Below are 22,359 nucleotides of genomic sequence, written 5' to 3'. Positions count from 1 at the left end.
CCTCAGATCTCTACGCAGGTGCGCAGGGCGGTGCCGGTGCGCATCTGGTCGAGGGCCTCGTTGACCTCCGCGAGCGGCACCCGGTGGGTGATGAGGCCCGCCAGGTCGATCCGTCCGGCCCGCCACAGGGCGATGGTCCGCTCGTAGGAGGCCAGGACGTCGCCGCCGCCGTACATCGACGGCAGGATGCGCTTCTCGTCGAAGAACAGCTCGAACATGTTCAGCTGGAGGACGTCGTCGAGGGCGCCCGCGCCGACGACGACCAGGGTGCCGCCGCGCCGGGTGGTGTCGTAGGCGGTGCGGGCGGTGGTGGAGCGGCCGACGACCTCGAAGACGTAGTCGAAGCCCTCGCCGCCCGTCAACCGCTGTTTGGTGTCGGCGAGTTCGTCCGGGGCGACGGCTCGGGTGGCGCCGAAGCCGAGGGCGGCCTCGCGGCGACCGGCGACGGGGTCGACGGCGACGATCTCGGCGGCGCCCCTCAGCCGGGCGCCCTGGATCGCGGAGACGCCCACGCCTCCGCAGCCGATCACCGCCACCGACGAACCGGCCGCCACGTCCGCGGTGTTGAGGGCGGCCCCGAGGCCGGTGGTGACCCCGCAGCCGATCAGCGCGGCGATGTCGAAGGGCACGTCGTCGGGGATCGGGACGGCGCAGCCCGCGTCGACCACGACCTCCTCGGCGAAGGTGCCGGTGCCCGCGAAGCCGAACACGTCCCCGCCCGCGCGGCGGAAGTTGGGCGTCCCGGCGTTCATGAACCCGGCGAGGCAGAGCTGGGTCTGTCCGCGGCGGCAGGAGGGACAGGCGCCGCAGGCGGGCAGCCAGCAGAGCACCACCCGGTCGCCGGGCCTGACCCGGGTGACGCCCTCGCCGACCTCCAGCACCTCGCCCGCGCCCTCGTGGCCGGGCACGAACGGCGCGGGCTGCGGCAGCACCCCGCTCATCGCGGACAGGTCGGAGTGGCACAGGCCGGTGGCCCGCACCCTGATCCTGACCTTGCCGGGGCCGAACCCCACCGCCTCGACGTCGTCGAGCACCTCCAGCTTCTCCTGGCCCGTCTCGTGCAGTACGGCTGCGCGCATGGTGCGGCTCCCTCCGGCGCACGGGGCGCCTGGGCTCTGTTCAGACGTGGGTGCGGACGTGGGTGCGGACGTGGGTGCGGATGTGAGGACGTGGGTGCGGGTGCGGGTTCAGATGCGGGGTCGGCGGGGTCAGGTGTGGGTTCAGCGGGCTCAGGTGTGGGTGACGACCGTGTCCACGAGGACCGGTGCCTCGTCGCGTTCGACCGCGCTCACGGCGGCCCGTACAGCGCCCTCGGTCCGCCACAGCCGGATGCGCAGCGTCTCCCCCGGATACACCACCCCGGCGAAGCGCGTGGCGTACTCCCGCACCCGGCTCACATCCCCGTCGAGCAGGGTGTCCACGGCCGCCTTGAGCGTGACGCCGTACGTGCACAGGCCGTGCAGGATCGGCCGGTCGAACCCGGCCTGCCGGGCGAACTCCGGGTCGGCGTGCAGGGGGTTCCAGTCGCCGGAGAGGCGGTACAGCAGCGCCTGGTCCTCCCGGAGCCGCCGGTCGACGACCACGTCCGGGTCGCCCCGCGGCGGTTCGGGGCGGGCCGTGGGTCCGCGCTCGCCGCCGAAGCCGCCCTCGCCCCGTACGTAGATCTGGGCGTCGTTCGTCCACAGCGGGCCGTCCGTGTCGGCGGCCTCGGTGCGCACGACGAGGACGGCGGCCTTGCCCTTGTCGTACACGGCGGCGATCCGGCCGCTGGTGACGGCGGAGCCCTCGGCGGGCAGCGGGCGGTGCAGGGTGAGCGTCTGGCCGCCGTGCAGGACACGGGCGAGGTCGACGTCGATGCCCGGCAGGGACAGTCCGTCGATCACACCCGGCGCGCCGGCGCCCGCGACCGTGGCGAAGCTCGGCAGGACGTGCAGCCGGGACTCCAGGGTGTAGCGCAGTTCGCGGGGGTCGGTGGCGGGGACGCCCGCGCCGACGCCCAGGTGGTAGAGGAGGACGTCTCTGCGGGTCCAGGCGATCCGGCCGGTCCGGGGTCCGGCGGCGAGTGCCTTCGCTGGGTCGATGGGCATGGGACTCCTGGCGGGTCTTGAGACCTCGGCGCGACCGTCCGCACCGTCGGCCGCACCGAGGTCGTCACGGGCGGGATCAGAACGTGTTCCAGTCCGGCGCCCCTCTGTATAGCCGAGCGCCTGACACAAGTGAAGACTCCTGACACTGCGTCAGATCAGTGGCCGGGACACGCGGGCCGGACCGGTCCCCGTGACATTTGTCCCGGCCGGGTCCGTACGGACGGCTCTGCCGCGGGGTCGCCCCTGCCGCATAGCGTCATGACCGACGGCGGACGACCGAAGACCGGTGACGGATGACCGAAGGGGGACCCGGAGATGGAGAGGGCGACACCGAACGGCCTCGGCGCGCGGGAGCGGCGGGAGACGGACCGGGACCCGGACCGGGGCGAGGACCGGCACGGAGGCCGGAACCGGGGATCGGCGGGCGGTCCCGCGCCGAGCGGCTTCTCCCTGCTCCCCTGGCTGCTGCTCGGCATGGGCGCCTTCTCGCACCTCCTCCAGGGCGAGGCGGCCAGCCCCTGGCTGGCCGGGCTCGGCCTGCTCGCCTTCAACTCCCTCTACATCTATGTGGTGTTCCGCAGTTTCGTGGAGGAGAAGCGGACGGCGGCGTCCACCCGTACGGCGCTGGCGCTGATGGTCCTCGTGACCGGTGCGCTGGCCCTCGGCTACGGCGGCAGCTGGCTGAACTTCTTCCCGCTGCTCGGGCTGGCCGTCGGCGCCTGTCTGCGCGGGCGGTGGCTGGGCCCGGCGGGCGTCGGACTCGCCGTGGCGGCGGGCGTGGCGGCCGGACTCCGGGAGGGCTGGACCGACGGTCTGAGCATCGCGTACGGCACGCTGCTGTCGGTGATGGTGACGGCGGCGATCCTCTCCCTCTCCCAGGCGGTACGGGAACTGCGCGCCGCCCGTGAGGAGTTGGCCCGGCGGGCGGTGGCCGAGGAGCGGCTGCGGTTCTCCCGCGACCTGCACGACCTGCTGGGCCACACCCTGTCGGTGATCGTGGTGAAGTCGGAGGCGGCCCGGCGGCTCGCGGGCCGGGACCCGGAGGCGGCCGTCGCGCAGATCACCGACATCGAGACGGTGGGCCGCCAGGCACTGACCGAGATCCGCGAGGCGGTCACCGGCTACCGCGCCGGCGGACTCACCGCCGAACTCGACAGCGCCCGCTCGGCGTTGACGGCGGCGGGCGTCGAACCGGTGCTGCACCGGTCGGGCCCGCCCCTGGCCCCGCGCGCCGACACCCTGCTCGGCTGGGTGCTCCGCGAGGCGGTCACCAACGTGGTCCGGCACAGCGGCGCCACCCGCTGCGCGATCACCGTGGAACGGACCCCGGAGGAGGCCCGCCTGACCGTCACGGACGACGGCACACCCACCACCGCCGACGGCACAGCCAAAAACACAGGCACAGCCAAAAGCACCGGCCCAGGCCCAGGCCCAGGCACAGGCACCGGTCTCACCGGCCTCCGTGAGCGCCTGACCGCCGCGGGCGGCTCCCTGACGGCGGGTCCGCTCCCCCACGGCCACGGCTTCCGGGTCACCGCCCGCCTCCCGGCCGGCCCCCACGACCCCGCCGCCGACTCGACGCCCGCCGCCGGCGCCGCCGACTCCGGTGCCGTCACGAACCCCGCCGACTCAGCCCGTACGCCCGTGCCGTCCCCGCCCGCCGGACCTACGCTGGGCACGTGAACGAGATGCCCCGCGACCATCGCCCCGCCAAGTCCATCCGGGTCCTGCTCGCCGAGGACCAGGGGATGATGCGCGGGGCGCTGGCGCTGCTGCTGGGGATGGAGCCGGACATCGAGGTCGTGGCGCAGGTGGGGACGGGGGACGCGATCGTGGACGCCGCGCTGCTGCACCGGCCGGACGTGGCGCTGCTCGACATCGAACTGCCCGGCATGAGCGGCCTCGACGCCGCCGCGGTGCTGCGGGAGGAGGCGCCCGACTGCCGGGTGCTGATCCTCACCACGTTCGGCCGCCCCGGCTATCTGCGGCGGGCGATGGAGGCCGGGGCCGCCGGGTTCCTGGTCAAGGACGGGCCGGTGGAGGAGCTGGCGGCCTGTGTGCGGCGGGTGCTGACCGGGGAGACGGTCGTCGATCCGGCGCTGGCCGCCGCCGCGCTCGGCGCCGGGCCCAGTCCGCTGACGGCCCGTGAGTGCGACGTCCTGCGGGCCTGCGGGGACGGCGCGACGGTGGCGGACATCGCCGCGCTGCTGCACCTGTCGGAGTCGACGGTCCGCAACTACCTCTCCTCCGCGATCGGCAAGACCGGCACCCGCAACCGCACGGCGGCCCGCCGCGAGGCCCGGCAGCAGGGCTGGCTCTGACCGTGATACGCCTGACCGCGGCCCTCGCGGCGACCGCCCTGACCCTGCTCCCCGGCCTCTCCGGACTCCCCACTCACCCCGCACACCCCACTCACCCCGCGACGACGGGAGCCGCCCCCGCGGCGCTTCCCGAAGCCCGCCCCGCCTCCCTCCCCGCCGCCCCCTCCCCCGTGACCCTCCGTCTCGAAGCGCCCCGCACGTTCACCATGTACAGCGCCGACGAGGGCGCCGAGGGGGAGACCTCGGAGTTCGTCGTCCCGGTGTCCGTCGTGCGGAGCGCCGGGGGTCCGGCCCGGCGGGTGAGGGTGGTCGTGGACACCTCGGGCCTGGCCGGGGTCGCCCGCGTCACCGAGGGCGGGTACGGCAACTGCACGGCCGCGGGCCCGGTCTTCACCTGCGTCTACGGCGACGTGCAGAACGGCGACGGCGAGGCCAACGCCCCCTTCGCCCTGCACGGCCTCGCCGGGGTCGAGCCGGGTGACGCCGGGACGGTCACGTACACCGCCACCGCCGACAACGCGGCGTCCGTCACCGGCACCACCCGCATGCTCGTCGGGGAGCCCCGCCTGCGCGCCCCGCGCCAGGAACGGACGGTGGGCGGGCTGCGCCCCGGCCGGGCGGCGGAGTTCACCCCGGCCCTCGCCAACACCACCCGCTTCCCCGCCCGCCGGGGCGTCGCCCTCCAGGTGCGGGCCGACGGCCTGCGGCTGGCGCCCCGCCACTCCAACTGCTTCTACGTCGCGCGGGACGCCGTCGCCGAGGCGTCCACGGGCACCCCCGACTCGGCCTGGTGCGTGTTCCCGGACCGGCCGCCGCCGGGCACCGCCTACCGCACCGCCGTGCCGCTGACGTACTCCGCGCCGGACGGAGCGATGCGCGGGGCGCTCACCTACTCCTGGTCGGCCGCCCCCGAGCGCCCCGAGGGTCATCCCGTACGGGGCACCGGCGCCCCGCTCACCCTGGTCCGCGCGGCCTCGGACGCCAAGGACTCCACAGACGCCACGGACTCCAAGGGCACCGCGGCGCTGGGCGCGTTCACGGCGGACGAGGGCCGGCTGGCGGTGACCACGACGACCCAGGCCGACTACCGGCCCGTCACCGCGCCCGTGCGCGGCCGGGTCGGCGACACGGTGGCCGTACGGCTCGGGGTGCGCAACCTCGGGCCGGGCACCCCGCCGGACAGCGACTCGCTCGGCCGGTTCGAGGTGGTCCCGCCGGAGGGCACCACGGTCACGTCGGTGCCGTGGACGTTCGAGGGCGACGGCGGCGACTGGGCCTGCGACCGCCCCGAACGGCCGGGCCCCGGCGCGGCGTTCGTCTGCGACCTCGGCAACGACCGCCTGATGGAGGCCCGCCACGAGGAGCACGCCCCGGAGACCGAGGGCGGCACAGGCACGACCGGGAACCCCGTCACCGAGACCACGATCGTCTTCCACGTCCGCATCGACCGCCGGGTCCCCGGCGCCCACGGCACGGTCCGGGTCGGGAACCCCTTCGACCGCACGCCGGGCAACGACGTCGCCGTGTTCCCGCTGGAGGCGTCCCCCGCGCCGCCCCTCCACCGGCGCCCCGGCACCTGGCTCGCCGTCGGCGCGGCCGGGGCCGCCCTCGCGGGGGCCGCCTTCGCCGTCCGGGGACGGCTCAGGCGCCGCCGCCCGGAGCCGTCCCGCCCCCGGCCGAACCCGTAGGAGGCACCGTAGGGGTCGGCGTCGGGGTCGCCATCAGGGGCGTCGTCGGGGGCGTGTGCGGTCCCGTGCGCCGCAGGACCCGCAGCGACCCGGTCACCGCGGTCTCCGTGAAGGCGCCGGAGGCGAGGGCGCGGAGGTAGACGCGGTAGGGGGCCTGGCCGGTGAACTCGTCGGCGGGGTCGGGGAAGACGTCGTGGAGCACGAGGAGGCCGCCCTCGGCGACGTGCGGCGCCCAGCCCTCGTAGTCGGACCCGGCGTGCTCGTCGGTGTGGCCGCCGTCGACGAAGACCAGGCCGAGGGGCGTGTTCCAGAACGCGGCGATCTGCGGCGACCGTCCGACGAGCGCGACCACGTGCTCCTCCAGCCCGGCCCGGTGCAGGGTGCGGCGGAAGGTGGGGAGGGTGTCCATCAGGCCGACCTCGGGGTCGACGGTCGTGGGGTCGTGGTACGCCCAGCCGGGCTGCTGCTCCTCGCTGCCCCGGTGGTGGTCGACGGTCAGCGCGGTGACCCCGGCGCGGCGGGCCGCGTCGGCGAGCAGGATCGTGGACCGCCCGCAGTAGGTGCCGACTTCGAGGAGCGGCAGGCCCAGCGCGGCGGCCTCGACGGCGGCGGCGTACAGCGCGCGTCCCTCGTCGGCGGGCATGAACCCCTTCGCCGCCTCGAAGGCGGCCATGGTCCCGGGCCCGGGTGCCGCGCTCGTCGCAGGTGCCGCGCTCATCGCAGGGGGTCCTTCCCGTCGTACGGATGTCCGGCCGCCCATGCTGCCGCACCCCCCGCCGCCGGGGCGACAGGGGGTGCGGGCGGGTACGGCGGGTACGGCGGGGCGGTTACGCGGTGACGGCGCCCGTGCCTCCGGCCGGGCCGGAGCCCAGGCCGCTCCCGGCGTCCGCGCCCGGCAGCGCGAGGTCCAGCTCCACCGGGCGGTCCTGGCCCGCGTGGGTGGCGGCGGAGGCGTGCGGGCCGTGGCCGTGGGCGCGGGCGGCGAGGACGTAGGGGCCCTCGGCGGGGACGGCGAGGGCGTAGCCGCCGTCGGCGTCGGACAGGGTGGCGCCCGCCTGCTGTCCGCGCCGGTCGATGAGGGTGACCTTGGCGCGGGCCACCGGGGTGCCCTGGGCGTCGACGACCCGCCCGCGGAAGCCGCGCAGGGCGGCCTCGGCGCGCTCCAGGTTGGCTTCCTCCTCGCTGCTGGCGCGCAGTTGCAGGGTGGCCGGGGCGCGGCCGGGGAGGAACAGGGCGAGCAGCAGACCGACGGCGACGGCGCCGGTGGCGATGAGGAAGGAGACCCGGAAGCCGTGCATGGTGGGGATCTGCACACCGCCGGCCGAGGTGGAGGTGTTGGCGAGCACCATGCCGATGACGGCGCTGGAGACGGACGTGCCGATGGACCGCATCAGGGTGTTGAGGCCGTTGGCGGCGCCGGTCTCGGAGGCGGGGACGGCGCCGACGATCAGGGCGGGCAGGGAGGAGTAGGCGAGGCCGATGCCCGCGCCGAGGACGACGGCGATGACGAGGCTCTGCCAGGCGGCGCTCATCAGGCCGAGTCCGGCGCCGTAGCCGATGCCGATGACCATCAGGCCCAGGATCAGGGTGACCTTGGGGCCGTACTTGGCGGAGAGGCGGGCGTAGACGGGGGCGGTGACCATCATCGTCAGGCCGAGTGGGGCGACCAGGAGGCCCGCGGTGACCATCGACTGGCCGAGGCCGTAGCCGGTGCTCTTCGGGAGCTGGAGGAGCTGGGGCAGGACGAGGGAGACGACGTAGAAGCTGACGCCGACCATGATCGAGGCGAGGTTGGTGAAGAGGACGGCCGGGCGGGCGGTGGTGCGCAGGTCGACCAGCGGGGCCTTCACGCGCAGTTCCATGGCGCCCCAGAGGAGCAGGGTGACGGCGGAGGCGGCGAAGAGGCCGAGGGTGAGGCCGGAGGTCCAGCCCCAGTCGCTGCCCTTGGTGATGGGCAGCAGGAAGAGGACGAGTCCGGCGGAGAGGCCGAGCGCGCCGGGCAGGTCGAAGGTGCCGTCGGCGCGGGCCGGGGACTCGGGGACGACGAGCAGGGTGAGGCCGATGGCGAGGACGCCGAGGCCGGCGGCGCCGTAGAAGAGGGCGTGCCAGTCGGCGTGCTGGGCGACCAGGGCCGCGGCGGGCAGGGCGAGGCCGCCGCCGACGCCGATGGAGGAGCTCATCAGGGCCATGGCCGAGCCGAGCTTCTCGCGGGGCAGCATGTCGCGCATCAGGCCGATGCCGAGGGGTATCGCGCCCATCGCGAAGCCCTGGAGGGTGCGGCCGACGATCATCGTGAGGAGGTCGCTGGTCAGGGCGCTGACGAGGGCGCCGACGACCATCACGGCGAGGCTGAGGATCAGCAGCCGCCGCTTGCCGTACAGGTCGCCGAGGCGGCCCATGATCGGGGTGGCGACGGCGCCGGAGAGGAGGGTGGAGGTGAGGACCCAGGTGGCGTTGCTGGGGGTGGTGTCCAGCAGTTGCGGGAGGTCCTTGATGACCGGGACCAGCAGCGTCTGCATCACCGCGACCACGATGCCCGCGAAGGCGAGCACCGGGACGACGGCACCGCCCGCGGTCCGTGCGGGCCGGTCGGGCCGGTCGGACCGGGCGATCCGGTCGGTGGGTGTCTGCGTCATGGTGCGGGGCCTCCAGGCCTGGGGGGTGGTGCGGTGGACCGTGGCCGGTCCGGGGATACGTGCATCCTGAACCACGTATGCATGAGCAACTATTCCGATGCTTCGGCATACTAATGAAATCTTGACCATCTCTTGGTCCGGGACCGGAACCCGCAGGACCCGCAGGTCCCCCAGAGCCCTCCTGGGACCCCCCGTCGCATATCCCGGTGCAAGGGGCGTGGGCGGCTTGAGACCATGACGTCCATGCCCGACGCCTCCCCCACCCCGCGCCCGCCGTCCCCGCCCTCCCCGATAGCGCGCGCCTCGCGCCCGAAGTCGCGCCCCTCCCCCGGCTGGCTGGTCGTCGCGCTCGCCTGCGCGGGGCAGTTCCTCGTCGTCCTCGACGTCTCCGTCGTCAACGTGGCGCTGCCGTCGATGCGGGCCGAGCTGGACATGAGCGCCGCCGGACTCCAGTGGGTGGTGAACGCCTACGCCATCGCCTTCGCCGGGTTCATGCTGCTGGGCGGCCGGGCCGGTGACCTCTACGGCCGGAAGCGGATGTTCCTCGTCGGCCTCGGGCTGTTCACGCTGGCCTCGCTGGCGGGCGGCCTCGCCCAGGAGGGCTGGCAGCTCCTCCTCGCGCGGGCCGTGCAGGGCCTCGGCGCGGCGGTGCTGGCGCCGTCGACGCTGACCCTGGTGACGTCGGCCGTCCCCGAGGGCGCGGCGCGGGCGCGGGCCATCGCCACCTGGACGGCGGTCGGCGCGGGCGGCGGCGCGGCGGGCGGCCTGGTCGGCGGGGTCCTGGTCGACCTGCTGTCCTGGCGCTGGACCCTGCTCATCAACGTGCCCGTCGGCGCGGTCGTCCTCGTCGGCGCGCTGCTGCGGCTCCCGGAGAGCCGCGCCGGGGACCGGCGGCGCCTGGACCTGCCGGGCGCGCTGCTGGTCACGGCGGGCCTGGCGACGCTGGCGTACGGCATCTCGCGCACCGAGGCGGACGGCTGGACGTCGGCCTCGGCGCTGGTCCCGCTGGCGGCGGGGCTCGCCGTCCTCGGCCTGTTCCTGCTGGTGGAGTCCCGTACGGCGGCCCCGCTGATGCCGCTGGGGCTGCTGCGCCGCAGGTCGGTGGCGGCGGCCAACGTGGGGATGCTGCTGTGCGGGTCGGCGCTCTTCTCCACCTGGTACTTCATGACGCTGTACGCGCAGAACGTCCTCGGCTACACCCCGCTGGAGGCCGGGCTCGCGCTGATGCCCAGCTCGCTGGCGATCGTGGTCGGCTCCAAGGCGGCGCCCCGGCTGATGCGGTCGTTCGGGGCCCGTACGGTGGCCGCGCTCGGCGCGCTGATCGCGGCGTCCGGGTTCGTGTGGCAGTCGACGATGAGCGCGCACGGCGCCTATGTCACCGCGATCATGCTGCCGGGTGTGCTGATGATGCTGGGCGCGGGCCTGTCCTCGACGCCGCTGGCCTCCCTGGCCATGTCGGACGCGGCGCCGGGCGAGGCGGGCCTGGTCTCCGGCCTGGTCAACACCTCCCGCACGATGGGCGGCTCCCTCGGCCTGGCGGTCCTGTCGACCCTGGCCGCGAGCCGCACGTCCGGGTCCACCACCCCCGAGGCCCTCACCGAGGGCTACGCCCTGGCATTCCGCACCGGCGCGGGCGTCCTCCTGGCGGGCGTCGCCCTGATGCTCCTGTGGCTGCCCCGCCGGGCCACCCCGCCGGAACCACGCGCGGACCAGCCCGCCGCACCGCTCCCCCCGGACACGGCCACGACCGCCGCGACGGCCACAGCGGCTACGACGGCTACGACGGCCAGGGTGGCGGAGCCCGGCGCGCCGGAGCGCTGAGGCGGGCGCGCCGCGCCTCGGCGGCCACAGGCTCTAGGGGGTGTCTGCCCTTTCCCGTCGTCGCCCGGAGGGCGGCCGCGCGGCGTCAGGTGCGTGCTCTCGGCGTGCCGGGCGTGGACCCTCGTACTGGGCGTACTCGGGTCCGCGCCCGGTGCGGCGAGAGTGCGTGCATGGCGTCGCGCGGCAGACGGGAAGGGGCAGACAGGCCCTAGGGTGGGCGGCGTGTCGTACGCAGGCCCTGAATTCGATCCCGACCGTCCGCGCCGCTCCCCCCTGCGGCGCCCCGTGACCGTGGCGCTCGCCGCGCTGGTGCCGGGCGCGCTGCTCGGCTGGCTGGTGTTCGAGGCGCTGGGCGGGTCGGACGACGGCGGGGCGGCGGCCGGACCGGGTCCGGCGGACTCCCGCTCGGCTTCCGGTACGGACGACGGGCGGGACGGGGAGCCGGGCACCACGCCCTCACCCACCGGGACCACCGCCGGGCGTCCCCTCGCGGGGCGGGTCGTCGTGGTGGACCCGGGGCACAACCCCTCCAACGCCCGGCACACCGCGGAGATCAACCGCAAGGTGGACATCGGCACCGGCCGCAAGGAGTGCGACACCACCGGGACCGCGACGAACGACGGGTACGCGGAGGCCGCGTTCACCCTGGACGTGGCGCACCGGCTGCGGGACCTGCTGGAGGCGCGGGGCGCGACGGTGAAGCTGACGCAGGACGCCGACCGGCCCTGGGGCCCGTGCGTGGACGAGCGCGCCCGGATCGGGAACGCGGCGAAGGCCGACGCCGTCGTGTCGGTGCACGCCGACGGCGCGGGCGCCGGACAGCGCGGTTTCCACGTGATCCTGCCGGGCGCGGTCGACGCGGGCGGCGCCGACACCGGCCCGATCGTGGGCCCCTCGCGCGCCCTCGGCACGGACATCGCCCGCGCCTTCGCCGCCGCGACGGGCACGGAGCCGTCGAACTACGTCGGGGACGGCGACGGGATCGTCACCCGGACCGACCTCGGCGGTCTCAATCTGTCAACGGTTCCCAAGGTGTTCGTCGAGTGCGGCAACATGCGCGACGCCAAGGACGCGGCGCTGCTGACCAGCGGCGCGTGGCGGCAGAGGGCGGCCCAGGGCCTCTCCGACGGCATCGTGGAGTTTCTGCGCGGGTAGGAGAGAGCTCGCCGGTCCCGGCGGACAGCGCGATCGTACGGACGATAGTGTCGTCCCTGCTAAGAGGTGCCACCCCCGCGCTTCACACCGGGCCCCAGGGCGACATGGTGTCGGCGACGCCTCGGACGATGACGACGCGTGTACCGAAGACGAGACGACTGACGAAGGACCTGAAGTGAATATCCGCTCCCTCACTAGAGGCGACGGCGTGGTGATCGGGGCAGCGGTATTGCTGTTCATCGCGTCGTTCCTGGACACGTTCGACGGCTCGGGCGACGACTTCCCCAACGCGTGGGACAACCTCGGTCTGCTGATGAGCACGTACATCGCCGGAATCATCGGTGCGGCCCTGGTCGTGGTGGCCCGTGCGCTGCCGCAGCCGCGCAAGGTGGCCGGCCTGGACCTGGGCCCGCTCGGGGTCGCGCTGACGGTCTTCACCGCGTGGACCGCGCTGTGGACGATCATCGACCCGCTCGGCGCGTTCAGCGACACCTTCGGCAGCGCGCAGATCGACCGGGGTGCCGGTCTGATCCTCGGCTTCATCGCCGCCGTGGTGCTCGCGGGCGGCGCGGTCGCCACCCCGCTCGTCCCGGCCCTGCAGGCCGCCCTGATCCCGGCCCCGAAGCCGCCGACGCCGCAGCCGTACGGCGCGCAGCCGCCCGGCGGGTACGGCTACCCGGGCGCCGGTCAGCCCTCGCCGTTCGGCGGGCAGCCGGGCCAGGGCCAGCCGGGTCAGCCGGGTCAGCCCGCTCCGGCCGGTGGCCCGTCGCCGTTCGGCGGCGGTCAGCCCGCCGCGCCGCAGCCGCCGGCGTCGGACTTCTCGCCGTTCTGGTTCGCCGTGCCGGTGCCGCGTCCGCTGTACCCGGAGGACGGCGCGCCCATGCCGATCGCCGAACTGGCGCCGGGCACCTGGTACCTGGCCGTCGAGCAGGGCGCGCAGGGTCTGGTCGCGCAGACCCAGGACGGCCGCCGGGGCGTCCTGCGGGACACGTCCGGCATCCAGCGCGGCTGACCAGCCCGCCGCCCGCATCGCGCGCACGGCCCCTCGCCCTTCCGGGCGGGGGGCCGTTGCCGTACAGTCACCCTCTTGCCTGACACACCGTCAGACTCCTTCTCCCTCCCTCCGGGTGGTGATGGTCATGCGGCTCGGACTGGCGCTCGGCTACTGGGGCCGGGGCCCCTCCCCGGACCATCTGGACCTGGCGCGGGAGGCGGAGCGGCTCGGCTACGCCTCGGTGTGGACGGCGGAGTCCTGGGGTTCGGACGCGTTCACGCCGCTGACCTGGATCGCGGCCCGCACCCGCCGGATCGGGCTCGGTACGGCCGTCGCGCAGATGGCGGCGCGGTCCCCGGCGGCGACGGCGATGCACGCGCTCACCCTGGACCATCTCTCGGGCGGGCGGCTGTCGTTGGGCCTCGGGCTGTCCGGCCCGCAGGTGGTGGAGGGCTGGTACGGCCGCCCGTTCCCGCGCTCGCCGCTGACGGCGACCCGCGAGTACGTCGACGTCGTACGGCAGGTGCTGCGCCGGGAGGGGCCCGTCGCACTGGACGGCACGTACCACCCGTTGCCCTACCGGGGCCCGGACGCGACCGGCCTGGGCAAGCCCCTCAAGCCGATCACCCACCCCCTGCGCGCCGGACTGCCGGTGCTGCTGGGCGCGGAGGGGCCGAAGAACGTGGCGCAGACGGTCCGGATCGCGGACGGCTGGCTGCCGCTGTACTGGTCGCCGTCCCGGCCCGACGCGTACGGACCGGCCGTGGCGGATTTGCCGGAGGGGTTCCGGGTGGCGCCGATGGCGCGAATGACGGTCTGCGACGACGTGGCGGCCGGGCTGCTGCCGGTGAAGGCGATGCTCGGCTTCTACATCGGCGGGATGGGCCACGCCCGCCGCAACTTCCACGCCGACCTCATGGCCCGCATGGGCTACGAGGCGCAGGCCCGCCGGGTCCAGGAGCTGTTCCTCGCCGGGCGCCGCGAGGAGGCGGTGCTGGCCGTCCCCGACGCCTTCGCCGACGAGATCTCCCTGACCGGCCCGCGCGAGCGGATCGCCGAGCGGCTGGAGCGCTGGCGCTCGGGCCCGGTGACCGACCTCCTGGTGCTCGCGTCGGACCCGCGCACCCTCCGTGTCCTGGCCGAACTGAACACCTGAACGACGCAACCGAGGGCCCTGGTTTCATCCCGGATCGAACGGCAATCCGAACGTCATGTCCCCTCGATATCGGAACGGTTCGCATTCGGCCGGCAGAGTCATCGCCGTGATCGCCGACGTGATGGCCTTCATCCTGGGCCTCTGGATCGTGATGTACCTCCTGGACGCCAACCGGGGCAACGACTTCGTGCAGTTCGTGCACGAGGTGGCCCGCTGGCTGGCCGGCTGGTCCCACGACCTCTTCACCTTCGACGAGGCCTGGGCCCGCGTCGTCGCAGGCTACGGCCTCGCCGCGGTCGTCTACCTCTTCGTGGGCCACGCCATAGCCAACAGGGTCAGGGGCTGACGCCGCCCCCAGGGGCGCGGGGAACCGCGCCCCCCCTGAAAACACCCGTCGGACACCCCCCTCAGGGGCGCGGGGAACCGCGCACTCCCCCTGAACCCCCCGAACCCCTCAACTCCCCCGGACGACAACCCCCTCAGGGGCGCGGGGAACTGCGCGACCAGCCCCCACACCGTGCACCCGACACCCCACCGGCACACCCCACCCACCCTCACTCACAGCAGTCCGGCTCCAGCCCGGAGGGCAACAACCCGCCCCCGAACACCGCACACGTCGCCTCATGACCCCCCAGCGCGGCGACGGCCAACACCACCGACCCCGCCGTCCACGCCGTCAACTCCCGCGGCCACACGGCCCGGTCCTCGAACACGTACCCCGTCCAGTACAACCCGGACTCCGCGTCCCGCAGATGCCGGATCGACTGGAGGATCTCCAGCGCCCGGTCCGACTCCCCCACCACCCACAGCGCGAGCGCGAGTTCGGCCGACTCGCCGCCCGTCACCCACGGGTTGGGCACGACACACCGCACCCCCAGTCCGGGCACGACGAACCGCTCCCACCCTTCCTCGATGCGCGCCTTGGCCTCCGCCCCGCTCAACGCCCCTCCGAGCACGGGGTAGTACCAGTCCATGGAGTACCGCGACTTGTCGAGGAACCGCTCGGGATGCCGCCGGATGGCGTGCCGCAGCGCCCCCGCCGCCAACTCCCAGTCGGGTTGGGGCTCTTCGCGCTGTTCGGCGATGGCGAGCGCGCACCGCAGCGCGTGGTGGACGGACGACGACCCGGTGAGCAGCGCGTCCCGCGTGGGCGTCCCGTCGGCGTCACGGCGCCAGCCGATCTCGCCGCCGGGCTGCTGGAGCGTCAGCACGTGCTCGATCGCGGCGTACACGACGGGCCACATGCGGTCGAGGAAGGTGTCGTCGCCGGTGGAGAGGTAGTGGTGCCAGACGCCGACGGCGACGTAGGCGACGAAGTTGGACTCGCGGCTGCGGTCGGTGACCTCGGCGAAGTCGCCGTCGGCGTAGGCGGCGTACCAGGAGCCGTCGGTGTTCTGGTGCCGGGCGAGCCACGCGTAGGCGCGTGCGGCGGCCTCGTGCTCCCCGGCCGCGTCGAGCGCCATGGCGGCCTCGGTGTGGTCCCACGGGTCGAGGTGGTGCCCCCTGAACCAGGGGATCGCGCCGTCGGCGCGCTGTCCGGCGAGGATGCCGCGGACGGTGGCGGCGGCGTCCTCGGCGGTCAGCACCCCGGAGAGGACGAGGTGTTCGGTGCGGGGAGTGGTCACCGCGCGTCCACGGCGGGCAGGTGCGGCTTGGTCGCGTAGGCCACGAAGCTCTTGCCGATGAGCGGGTTGAGGGCCTGTTCGGCGACGCGGGTGGCGAGCGGCTTCTTCATGATGTCCCACACGAGCAGCTTGTGGTACGCCCGCACGGGCAGCGCCCGGTCGTTGTCGACGCCGAACGCGCACTTGAGCCACCAGTACGGCGAGTGCAGCGCGTGCGCGTGGTGGGTGCCGTAGGGGCGCAGTCCGGCCTCGCGGATGCGGGCGAGGAGCTGGTCGGCCTTGTAGATGCGGATGTGGCCGCCCTCGACCTCGTGGTAGGCGTCGGAGAGGGTCCAGCAGACTTTCTCGGGGCCGTAGCGGGGGACGGTGATCGCGATGCGTCCGCCGGGCTTGAGGACGCGGACCATCTCGGCGAGGACGCCCTTGTCGTCGGGGATGTGTTCCATCACCTCGGAGATGATGACGACGTCGAACGACTCGTCGGGGAACGGCAGATGGAGCGCGTCGCCCTCCATGGCGGTGGCGGTGGCGCCCTCGGGTGCCTCCCCGGCCTCCTTCATCGCGGCGAACCACTTGGCGACCTCGCGGATCTCCTCGCCGTTCTGGTCCAGCGCCACGACCCGCGCGCCGCGCCGGTAGCACTCGAAGGCGTGCCGTCCGGCTCCGCAGCCGAGGTCCAGGACCCGGTCGCCCGGGGCGAGCGGGAACCGGGAGAAGTCGACGGTCAGCACGTGGCCCTGCTTTCGCGATCGGATTCAACGTCAACAACGGAAGGCGTACGGGGCGCGGTGTCCGGGTCGGCCGGGGCCGTCGCCCCCGCCAGGGCCGGGCGGCCCGCCGCCCGCTCGATGGCGGCGCGGTAGCGCTCGACGGTGCCCTCGGCGGCCCGCGCCCAGGTGAACCGGGCGAGGACGCGTTCCCGTCCGGCCGCGCCGAGCCGCGCGCGCAGCTCCGGGTCGCCGAGCAGTCTGCTGAGCGCGGCGGCCAGCGCGCCCGCGTCGCCGGGCGGTACGGCGAGGCAGGTCTCGCCGTCGCGTCCGGCGACCTCGGGGATGGCGCCGCCGGTGGTGGCGACCAGCGGGGTGCCGGTGGCCATGGCCTCGGCGGCGGGCAGCGAGAACCCCTCGTACAGCGAGGGCACGCAGGCGACCTCCGCCGAGCGGACCAGGTCGACGAGGGCGGCGTCGGTGATGCCCTTGACGAACTCGACGGCGCCTTCGAGGCCGTAGCGTTCGACGGCCTGGGCGACGGGTCCCTCGGTGGGCCGCTTGCCGACGACGACGAGGTGGGCGCCGGGGTGCTCGGTGCGGACCTTCGCCAGCGCCTCGACGAGGAAGACGAGGCCCTTGAGCGGGACGTCGGCGCTGGAGGTGGTGACGATCCGGCCCGGTACGACGGCGACGGCCGGGTCGGGCGCGAACTGGTCGGTGTCGGCGCCGATGTGGACGACGTGGATGCGGTCGTCGCGGACGCCGAGGTGGTCGATGATCTCCTGGCGGGAGGTGCCGGAGACGGTGAGCACGGACGGCAGGCGGCGCGCGACGCGCTTCTGCATGCGGGTGAAGGCGTACCAGCGGCGGACGGAGTAGCGGCGCCGCCGGCCCTCGGCGGCGTCGAGCTCCAACTGGCGGTCCACGGTGATGGGGTGGTGGATCGTGGTGACGAGCGGGGCGCCGACGTCGCCCAACAGCCCGTAACCGAGGGTCTGGTTGTCGTGGACGACGTCGAACGTGCCGCGCCGGGCGCGCAGATGGCGGCGGGCGCGCAGCGAGAAGGTCAGCGGCTCGGGGAAGCCGCCGGTCCACATGGTGGCCACTTCGAGGGCGTCGACCCAGTCCCGGTACTCGCCGCGGCCGGGGGTGCGGAAGGGGTCGGGCTGGCGGTAGAGGTCGAGGCTGGGCAGCTCGGTGAGCGAGAGCCGTCCGGGGCCGCCGTCGTGCGGGGCGTCGACCTCGTCGAGCACCGGGTACGGCTGGGAGCCGATGACCTCGACGCGGTGGCCGAGGCGGGCCAGTTCGCGGGAGAGGTGCCGGACGTAGACGCCCTGGCCGCCGCAGAACGGGTTCCCCTTATAGGTGAGGAGCGCGATGTCGAGCGGTCGCCCGCCGTCGGCGGCCGGGTGCTGGGACCCCGCCTGACTGGCCTCAGCGGTCACTCCGGGCCCCCTTCTGCCTGCATGGTCCCGCGAGATTACGACGGGACGCTAATCTAGAACAAGTTTCAAACTTGATCGTTCGGGAGGCTCTGAATCTACCGGCAGGTAGGGACGCTGTGACCAGTGGATCAGGTGATTCACACCACGACCGGACGCAGAACCAGGGAACGGGAGCCATGCCCGCGGAAGTGAGTATCCAGCGCCCCGCCTCCCCTCCGCTCACCGAGCGGCAGGAGGCCCGCCGTCGGCGCATCCTGCACGCGAGCGCGCAGTTGGCGAGCCGGGGCGGGTTCGACGCGGTGCAGATGCGGGAGGTCGCGGAGTCCTCCCAGGTGGCCCTGGGCACGCTGTACCGCTACTTCCCGTCCAAGGTGCATCTGCTGGTGGCGACGATGCAGGACCAGTTGGAGCATCTGCACGGCACGCTGCGCAAGAAGCCGCCGACGGGTGAGACGGCGGCGGAGCGGGTCGCGGTGACGCTGATGCGGGCGTTCCGCGCCCTCCAGCGGGAGCCGCATCTGGCGGACGCGATGGTCCGGGCCCTGACCTTCGCCGACCGCAGCGTCTCCCCGGAGGTGGACCAGGTCTCGCGGCAGACGACGGCGATCATCCTCGACGCGATGGGTCTGACCGCGGAGCCCACGGCCGAACAGCTGTCGGCGGTCCGGGTGATCGAGCACACCTGGCACTCGGCTCTCATCACCTGGCTGTCGGGCCGCGCCTCGATCGCCCAGGTCCGCATCGACATCGAGACGGTGTGCCGTCTGATCGAGGTGACGGCCCCGCGCCCGCCGGGGCCCTAGACCCCGGCCGCGCGGGCCCGTTACTCCTCCTCGGGCGGGAACACGGCCTCGCCGCTCTCCGCGAGGGTGATGACGATGGCCTCCACCGGGCAGCTCTCGGCAGCCTCCAGGAGGCGTTCGTCGGCGCGGGTGTCGGGGGTGAGCGCACGGGACCGGCGGGCGGTGTCGAGGCGGAAGCCGCCGGGGGCGTGGTGCAGACACTGGCCGGAGCCGACGCAGAGCGAGCGGTCCACGTCGACATGCCACCGGTCCCCTCCGACGGCCCCGCCCGCCTCGGACCGTACCGGCGTCGCCTCGGCCCGTACCGGCGTCGGCTCGCCCCGTACGGGTGTCGCGTCCACGCCTCAGCCCTCCCCGCCCGGCGGCAGGTGGATCATCTTGTGCTCCAGGTAGGCGCCGTACCCCTCGGGCCCGAACTCCCGCCCCAGGCCGCTGTCCTTGTAGCCGCCGAACGGGCCGAGCATGTCCAGGCTGAAGGTGTTCACGGAGTACGTCCCCGTCCGCACCCGCCGGGCGACGTCGATGCCCCGCTCCACGTCACCGGTCCAGACGCTGCCGCTCAGCCCGTACGCGGAGTCGTCGGCGATCCGCACGGCCTCGTCCTCGTCGCCGTAGGGCAGCAGGCAGACCACGGGCCCGAAGATCTCCTCGCGGGCGACGCGCCAGGAGTTGTCGACGTCGCCGAGGAGGGTGGGCTCGACGTACCAGCCCCGGTCGAGGCCGCGCGGACGGCCGCCCCCGGTGAGGACTTCGGCGCCCGCCTCCTCACCGAGGCGGATGTAGTCGAGGCTGCGGCGGCGCTGGCGTTCGGCGACGAGCGGGCCGACCTGGGTGGCGGGGTCGAGGGGGTCACCGACGACGAGGGCGTCCACCGCGGCGACGAGGGCGTCGGCGAACTCGTCGTAGCGGGAGCGCGGCAGGAGGACGCGGGTCTGGGCGACGCAGGCCTGCCCGTTGTTCATGAAGGCGGCCGGGACGATCCCGGCGACGGCGCTCTCCAGGTCGGCGTCGGGGAGGACGACGGCGGCCGACTTGCCGCCCAACTCCAGGGTGACGCGGGTGAGATGGCGGGCGGCGACCTCCATGACGCGCTTGCCCGCGGGGACGGACCCGGTGAAGGAGACCTTGTCGACGCCGGGATGCCCGACGAGGTACTCGCTGACCTCCCGGTCGGCGGGCAGCACCGACAGCACCCCCTCCGGCAGTCCGGCCTCACGCGCGATCTCCGCCAGCAGGTAGGCGTCCAGGGGGGATTCGGGCGAGGGCTTGAGCACGACCGCGCACCCGGCGAGCAGGGCGGGCGCGAGCTTGGCGGCGGCGACGAACTGGGGCACGTTCCAGGGGACGACGGCCGCGACCACCCCCACCGGTTCGCGCCGTACGAGGATCTTCCCGAGCACGCCGTCGCGCCGCTCCTCGTACGGGAAGTCCCGCGCCACGGTGATCGCCGCGTCCCACACCATCATCGCGCCGAGCGCCTGCGCGAGGACGCTCCAGGAGTACGGGGAGCCGTTCTCGGCGGAGATCAGGCGGGCGATCTCGTCGTGCCGGGCGGCGATCCCGTCCTTGATCCGCCCGACGACGTCGATCCGCTCCGCCGGCTCCATGCGCGGCCAGGGCCCTTCGTCGAACGCCCGCCGCGCCACCGCCACCGCCCGGTCGACGTCCGCCCGCGAGGCGTGCGGCACCCGCCCGATGACCTCCTCGGTGTGCGGCGACACCACCTCGATGACCTCCGTGCCGAGCGGATCGACGAACTCCCCGCCGACGAACAACTGCCCGTGCTCCACGACCCCGCCCACGGCGACCGCCTCCCCAGGGGCCCACCGGCCCCGGTTTTCTGACGATGCATCAGTACCGCCAGAACTGATACCAGTTCTAGTTATAGTGAGCAATGGCCGACGAGCGGAGGACGTATGACGATCCGTCAGTCCAGCGACAGCGCGGGGCAGCCGCCCTCTCCTCCGGCCGCCCGTGACCACGGGGGCGGAGTCCGCTCGCTGCGGGTGCCGATTCCCGACAACCCGCTCGGGCACACCCTCGTGTACGTCGTCGACACCGACCGGGGCCCGGTGCTGGTGGACGCGGGGTGGGACGACCCGGCGTCCTGGGACGCGCTCGCGGCCGGGCTGGTCGCCTGCGGGACGTCCGTGGGCGAGGTGTACGGCGTCGTCGTCACCCACCACCACCCCGACCACCACGGTCTCGCGGGCCGGGTGCGGGAGGCGTCCGGGGCGTGGATCGCGCTGCACGCGGCGGACGCCGAGATCGTCCGGCGGACCCGCTCGACCCGCCCCGCGCACTGGTACGCGTACATGGCGGACAAGCTCGCCGCCGCCGGGGCCCCGGCGGCGCACGTCGCTCCGCTGCGCGCCGCCCGCCCCCGCGACCTGCCCGGTCTCTCGCCCGCGCTGCCCGACCGCGAGATCGTCCCCGGCGAACTGCTCGACCTGCCGGGCCGACGGCTGCGCGCGGTCTGGACGCCGGGCCACACCCCCGGCCATGTCTGCCTGCACCTGGAGGAGGACCACCCCGCGCGACTGCCGGGCCGGGGCCGCCTGTTCTCCGGGGACCACCTGCTGCCCGGCATCACCCCGCACATCGGCCTGTACGAGGACCCCGACGGCCCCGAGGGCGCCAACGGCACCGACCCCCTCGGCGACTACCTCGCCTCCCTCGAACGGATCGGCGCCCTCACCCCCGCCGAGGTGCTTCCCGCCCATCAGCACGCCTTCACCGACGCCCCCGCCCGCGTCCGCGCCCTCCTCGCCCACCACGAGGACCGCCTCGCCTCCCTCCTCGCCCTCCTCTCCACCCCGCTCACCGCCTGGCAGCTCGCCGAACGCATGGAGTGGAACCGCCCCTGGCCCGAGATCCCGCACGGCTCGCGCACCATCGCGGTCTCCGAGGCCGAGGCCCACCTCCGCCGCCTGGTGAAACTCGGCCGCGCGGAGACCGTCACGGGAAGCGACCCGGTGACGTACGTGGCGGTGTAGCCGCGGCCCGCCTGTCTCCGAGCCGCCCGCCACGCCCCCGTGCCCGCACAGTTCACCCCCCGGCAACACCCCGCACTCCCAGCCGCCCCGGCCGTCCGCTACCAACAGTGCATGGACCCCATCGAGCAGCTTCTCGCCGAGCGCGCCTGCCAGCGGCTGCTCCTCGACCTGGTCAGGCGGTTCGATCACGGGGAACCCGGTTCCGTGGCCGAGCTGTTCACCGAGGACGGCACCTGGGCCTGGCCCGCCGGGGACCGCCTGGTCCGGGGGCGCGCCGCCCTGCGGACGTACTTCGGCGCCCACCCCGCCCGCTCCCACCGAGGCACCGGCAGCGGCGGCACCGGTACCGGTACCGGCCTGGTCATGTCCAGCGTCCAGGTCGAGGTCACCTCCCCGGACACCGCCTCCGCGACCTCGTACTTCACCGCCTTCCTCCTCGGCGGGGTCCTCGGCGCCGACCGCGACGCCCCCGCCCACAGCCACGCCCGCGGCGCCGGACCCGCACCCGCCGCCCGCACCCCGTACACCCCGTACACCTCGCGTGCCCCGCACGCACCCGCCCCCGCCCCCGCCCCCGTGCGCATAGGCCACTACGAGGACCGTTTCCACCGCTCCCCCGCCCACGGCGGCACCTGGCTGCTGGAGCGCCGCACCGTCTTCCTCCCCCCGGACGCCCCGCCTCCACCGCTCTGACCTCCCCCCTCTGACCTCGCCCCTCCGGCCCCGCCTCCCTCCGGGCCCCCACCGGCCGATGCGCTACGGCCGAGTAGAGTGACCGCGTCGTCATCACGCCCGTACGGGGGAAAGCCGGTGCGAATCCGGCGCTGACCCGCAACCGTGAGCCCCGCCCGCGCGGGGTGAGCCGGACCGCCCCGGTCGGGTACGTGACCGGCTCGTGTGCGTCGGCGCAAGCCTCCGCACG

Annotated in this window: 20 protein-coding genes and 1 riboswitch; of the genes, 11 read left to right on the top strand and 9 right to left on the bottom strand. The window is 74.5% G+C overall.

The annotated features are described in order from the left end of the window. Positions 1 to 2: 2 nt before the first annotated feature. Positions 3 to 1,079 carry a Zn-dependent alcohol dehydrogenase gene (locus ACIQPQ_RS03245; RefSeq protein ID WP_401299022.1) on the bottom strand — a complete coding sequence of 359 codons (1,077 nt, stop codon included), beginning with the start codon at positions 1,077 to 1,079 and terminating at the stop codon, positions 3 to 5. A 150-nt stretch (positions 1,080 to 1,229) separates the two neighbouring features. Then, the gene (locus ACIQPQ_RS03240; protein ID WP_401299019.1) at positions 1,230 to 2,087 is read right to left on the bottom strand and encodes a MaoC/PaaZ C-terminal domain-containing protein; all 858 of its coding nucleotides are present in this window, start codon (positions 2,085 to 2,087) and stop codon (positions 1,230 to 1,232) included. Between the two features lie 315 nt (positions 2,088 to 2,402). Between ACIQPQ_RS03240 and ACIQPQ_RS03235 the strand changes: the two genes are divergently transcribed. Genes ACIQPQ_RS03235 through ACIQPQ_RS03225 form a run of 3 tightly spaced genes read left to right on the top strand, consistent with a single transcriptional unit; the run spans position 2,403 to position 6,096 of the window. After that, positions 2,403 to 3,770: a sensor histidine kinase gene (locus ACIQPQ_RS03235; RefSeq protein WP_401299017.1), complete on the top strand. Its 1,368-nt coding sequence runs from the start codon at positions 2,403 to 2,405 to the stop codon at positions 3,768 to 3,770. A gap of 5 nt (positions 3,771 to 3,775) precedes the next feature. After that, the gene (locus tag ACIQPQ_RS03230) at positions 3,776 to 4,408 is read left to right on the top strand and encodes a response regulator (protein ID WP_401299621.1); all 633 of its coding nucleotides are present in this window, start codon (positions 3,776 to 3,778) and stop codon (positions 4,406 to 4,408) included. Positions 4,409 to 4,410: 2 nt separating this feature from the next. Further along, the gene (locus ACIQPQ_RS03225) at positions 4,411 to 6,096 is read left to right on the top strand and encodes a hypothetical protein (protein ID WP_401299014.1); all 1,686 of its coding nucleotides are present in this window, start codon (positions 4,411 to 4,413) and stop codon (positions 6,094 to 6,096) included. Here the strand turns inward: ACIQPQ_RS03225 and ACIQPQ_RS03220 are convergent. Next, positions 6,050 to 6,814 (bottom strand): class I SAM-dependent methyltransferase, encoded by a 765-nt coding sequence (locus tag ACIQPQ_RS03220; protein ID WP_401299011.1) that lies wholly within the window; start codon positions 6,812 to 6,814, stop codon positions 6,050 to 6,052. The genes ACIQPQ_RS03225 and ACIQPQ_RS03220 overlap by 47 nt on opposite strands. A 109-nt stretch (positions 6,815 to 6,923) precedes the next feature. After that, a complete protein-coding gene (locus ACIQPQ_RS03215) occupies positions 6,924 to 8,732 on the bottom strand; it encodes an MFS transporter (RefSeq protein ID WP_401299009.1) in 1,809 nt (602 codons plus the stop codon). A 234-nt stretch (positions 8,733 to 8,966) separates the two neighbouring features. On the opposite strand from ACIQPQ_RS03215, the gene ACIQPQ_RS03210 reads away from it, so the two are divergent. The 5 genes from ACIQPQ_RS03210 to ACIQPQ_RS03190 all read left to right on the top strand — a co-directional run bounded on the left by ACIQPQ_RS03210 (position 8,967) and on the right by ACIQPQ_RS03190 (position 14,204). Further along, complete coding sequence (locus ACIQPQ_RS03210; protein ID WP_401299007.1) at positions 8,967 to 10,553, top strand: MFS transporter; 1,587 nt, start codon at positions 8,967 to 8,969, stop codon at positions 10,551 to 10,553. Between the two features lie 222 nt (positions 10,554 to 10,775). Continuing rightward, a complete protein-coding gene (locus tag ACIQPQ_RS03205; RefSeq protein WP_401299005.1) occupies positions 10,776 to 11,708 on the top strand; it encodes an N-acetylmuramoyl-L-alanine amidase in 933 nt (310 codons plus the stop codon). A 175-nt stretch (positions 11,709 to 11,883) separates the two neighbouring features. Beyond that, complete coding sequence (locus tag ACIQPQ_RS03200) at positions 11,884 to 12,720, top strand: hypothetical protein (protein WP_401299002.1); 837 nt, start codon at positions 11,884 to 11,886, stop codon at positions 12,718 to 12,720. Positions 12,721 to 12,847: 127 nt separating this feature from the next. After that, positions 12,848 to 13,858, top strand: coding sequence for an LLM class F420-dependent oxidoreductase (locus ACIQPQ_RS03195; protein ID WP_401299000.1), 1,011 nt, complete (start codon positions 12,848 to 12,850; stop codon positions 13,856 to 13,858). A 55-nt stretch (positions 13,859 to 13,913) separates the two neighbouring features. Beyond that, on the top strand, positions 13,914 to 14,204 hold the full coding sequence (locus tag ACIQPQ_RS03190; RefSeq protein WP_383771438.1) for a hypothetical protein: 291 nt from the start codon (positions 13,914 to 13,916) through the stop codon (positions 14,202 to 14,204). Positions 14,205 to 14,412: 208 nt separating this feature from the next. On the opposite strand, the gene ACIQPQ_RS03185 is transcribed toward ACIQPQ_RS03190, so the two are convergent. Genes ACIQPQ_RS03185 through ACIQPQ_RS03175 form a run of 3 tightly spaced genes read right to left on the bottom strand, consistent with a single transcriptional unit; the run spans position 14,413 to position 17,638 of the window. Then, complete coding sequence (locus ACIQPQ_RS03185; RefSeq protein WP_401298997.1) at positions 14,413 to 15,483, bottom strand: prenyltransferase; 1,071 nt, start codon at positions 15,481 to 15,483, stop codon at positions 14,413 to 14,415. Continuing rightward, a complete protein-coding gene (locus tag ACIQPQ_RS03180; protein WP_383771434.1) occupies positions 15,480 to 16,214 on the bottom strand; it encodes a class I SAM-dependent methyltransferase in 735 nt (244 codons plus the stop codon). Before ACIQPQ_RS03180 ends, ACIQPQ_RS03185 begins: the two co-directional genes overlap by 4 nt. Then, positions 16,208 to 17,638 carry a glycosyltransferase family 4 protein gene (locus tag ACIQPQ_RS03175; protein WP_401298994.1) on the bottom strand — a complete coding sequence of 477 codons (1,431 nt, stop codon included), beginning with the start codon at positions 17,636 to 17,638 and terminating at the stop codon, positions 16,208 to 16,210. The genes ACIQPQ_RS03180 and ACIQPQ_RS03175 overlap by 7 nt, the downstream gene beginning before the upstream one ends. A 176-nt stretch (positions 17,639 to 17,814) precedes the next feature. On the opposite strand from ACIQPQ_RS03175, the gene ACIQPQ_RS03170 reads away from it, so the two are divergent. Continuing rightward, a complete protein-coding gene (locus ACIQPQ_RS03170; RefSeq protein WP_401298991.1) occupies positions 17,815 to 18,441 on the top strand; it encodes a TetR family transcriptional regulator in 627 nt (208 codons plus the stop codon). A 20-nt stretch (positions 18,442 to 18,461) separates the two neighbouring features. Here the strand turns inward: ACIQPQ_RS03170 and ACIQPQ_RS03165 are convergent, their stop codons facing one another. Continuing rightward, the gene (locus ACIQPQ_RS03165; RefSeq protein ID WP_401299619.1) at positions 18,462 to 18,674 is read right to left on the bottom strand and encodes a ferredoxin; all 213 of its coding nucleotides are present in this window, start codon (positions 18,672 to 18,674) and stop codon (positions 18,462 to 18,464) included. 111 nt (positions 18,675 to 18,785) lie between these two features. Beyond that, positions 18,786 to 20,243 (bottom strand): aldehyde dehydrogenase, encoded by a 1,458-nt coding sequence (locus tag ACIQPQ_RS03160; protein ID WP_401298989.1) that lies wholly within the window; start codon positions 20,241 to 20,243, stop codon positions 18,786 to 18,788. A gap of 114 nt (positions 20,244 to 20,357) precedes the next feature. Here ACIQPQ_RS03160 and ACIQPQ_RS03155 point away from each other — a divergent pair, with 114 nt between their 5' ends. Beyond that, a complete protein-coding gene (locus ACIQPQ_RS03155) occupies positions 20,358 to 21,437 on the top strand; it encodes an MBL fold metallo-hydrolase (RefSeq protein WP_401298986.1) in 1,080 nt (359 codons plus the stop codon). A 111-nt stretch (positions 21,438 to 21,548) separates the two neighbouring features. After that, entirely contained in the window at positions 21,549 to 22,130 is a 582-nt protein-coding gene (locus ACIQPQ_RS03150; RefSeq protein ID WP_401298983.1) for a nuclear transport factor 2 family protein, read from the top strand. Between the two features lie 107 nt (positions 22,131 to 22,237). Next, positions 22,238 to 22,306: riboswitch (cobalamin riboswitch) on the top strand. The last annotated feature ends 53 nt before the right edge of the window (positions 22,307 to 22,359 follow it).

Source organism: Streptomyces sp. NPDC091281, assembly GCF_044757425.1.
Taxonomy (GTDB): Bacteria; Actinomycetota; Actinomycetes; order Streptomycetales; family Streptomycetaceae; genus Streptomyces.
This window is presented reverse-complemented; position numbering and strand designations above follow the sequence as displayed.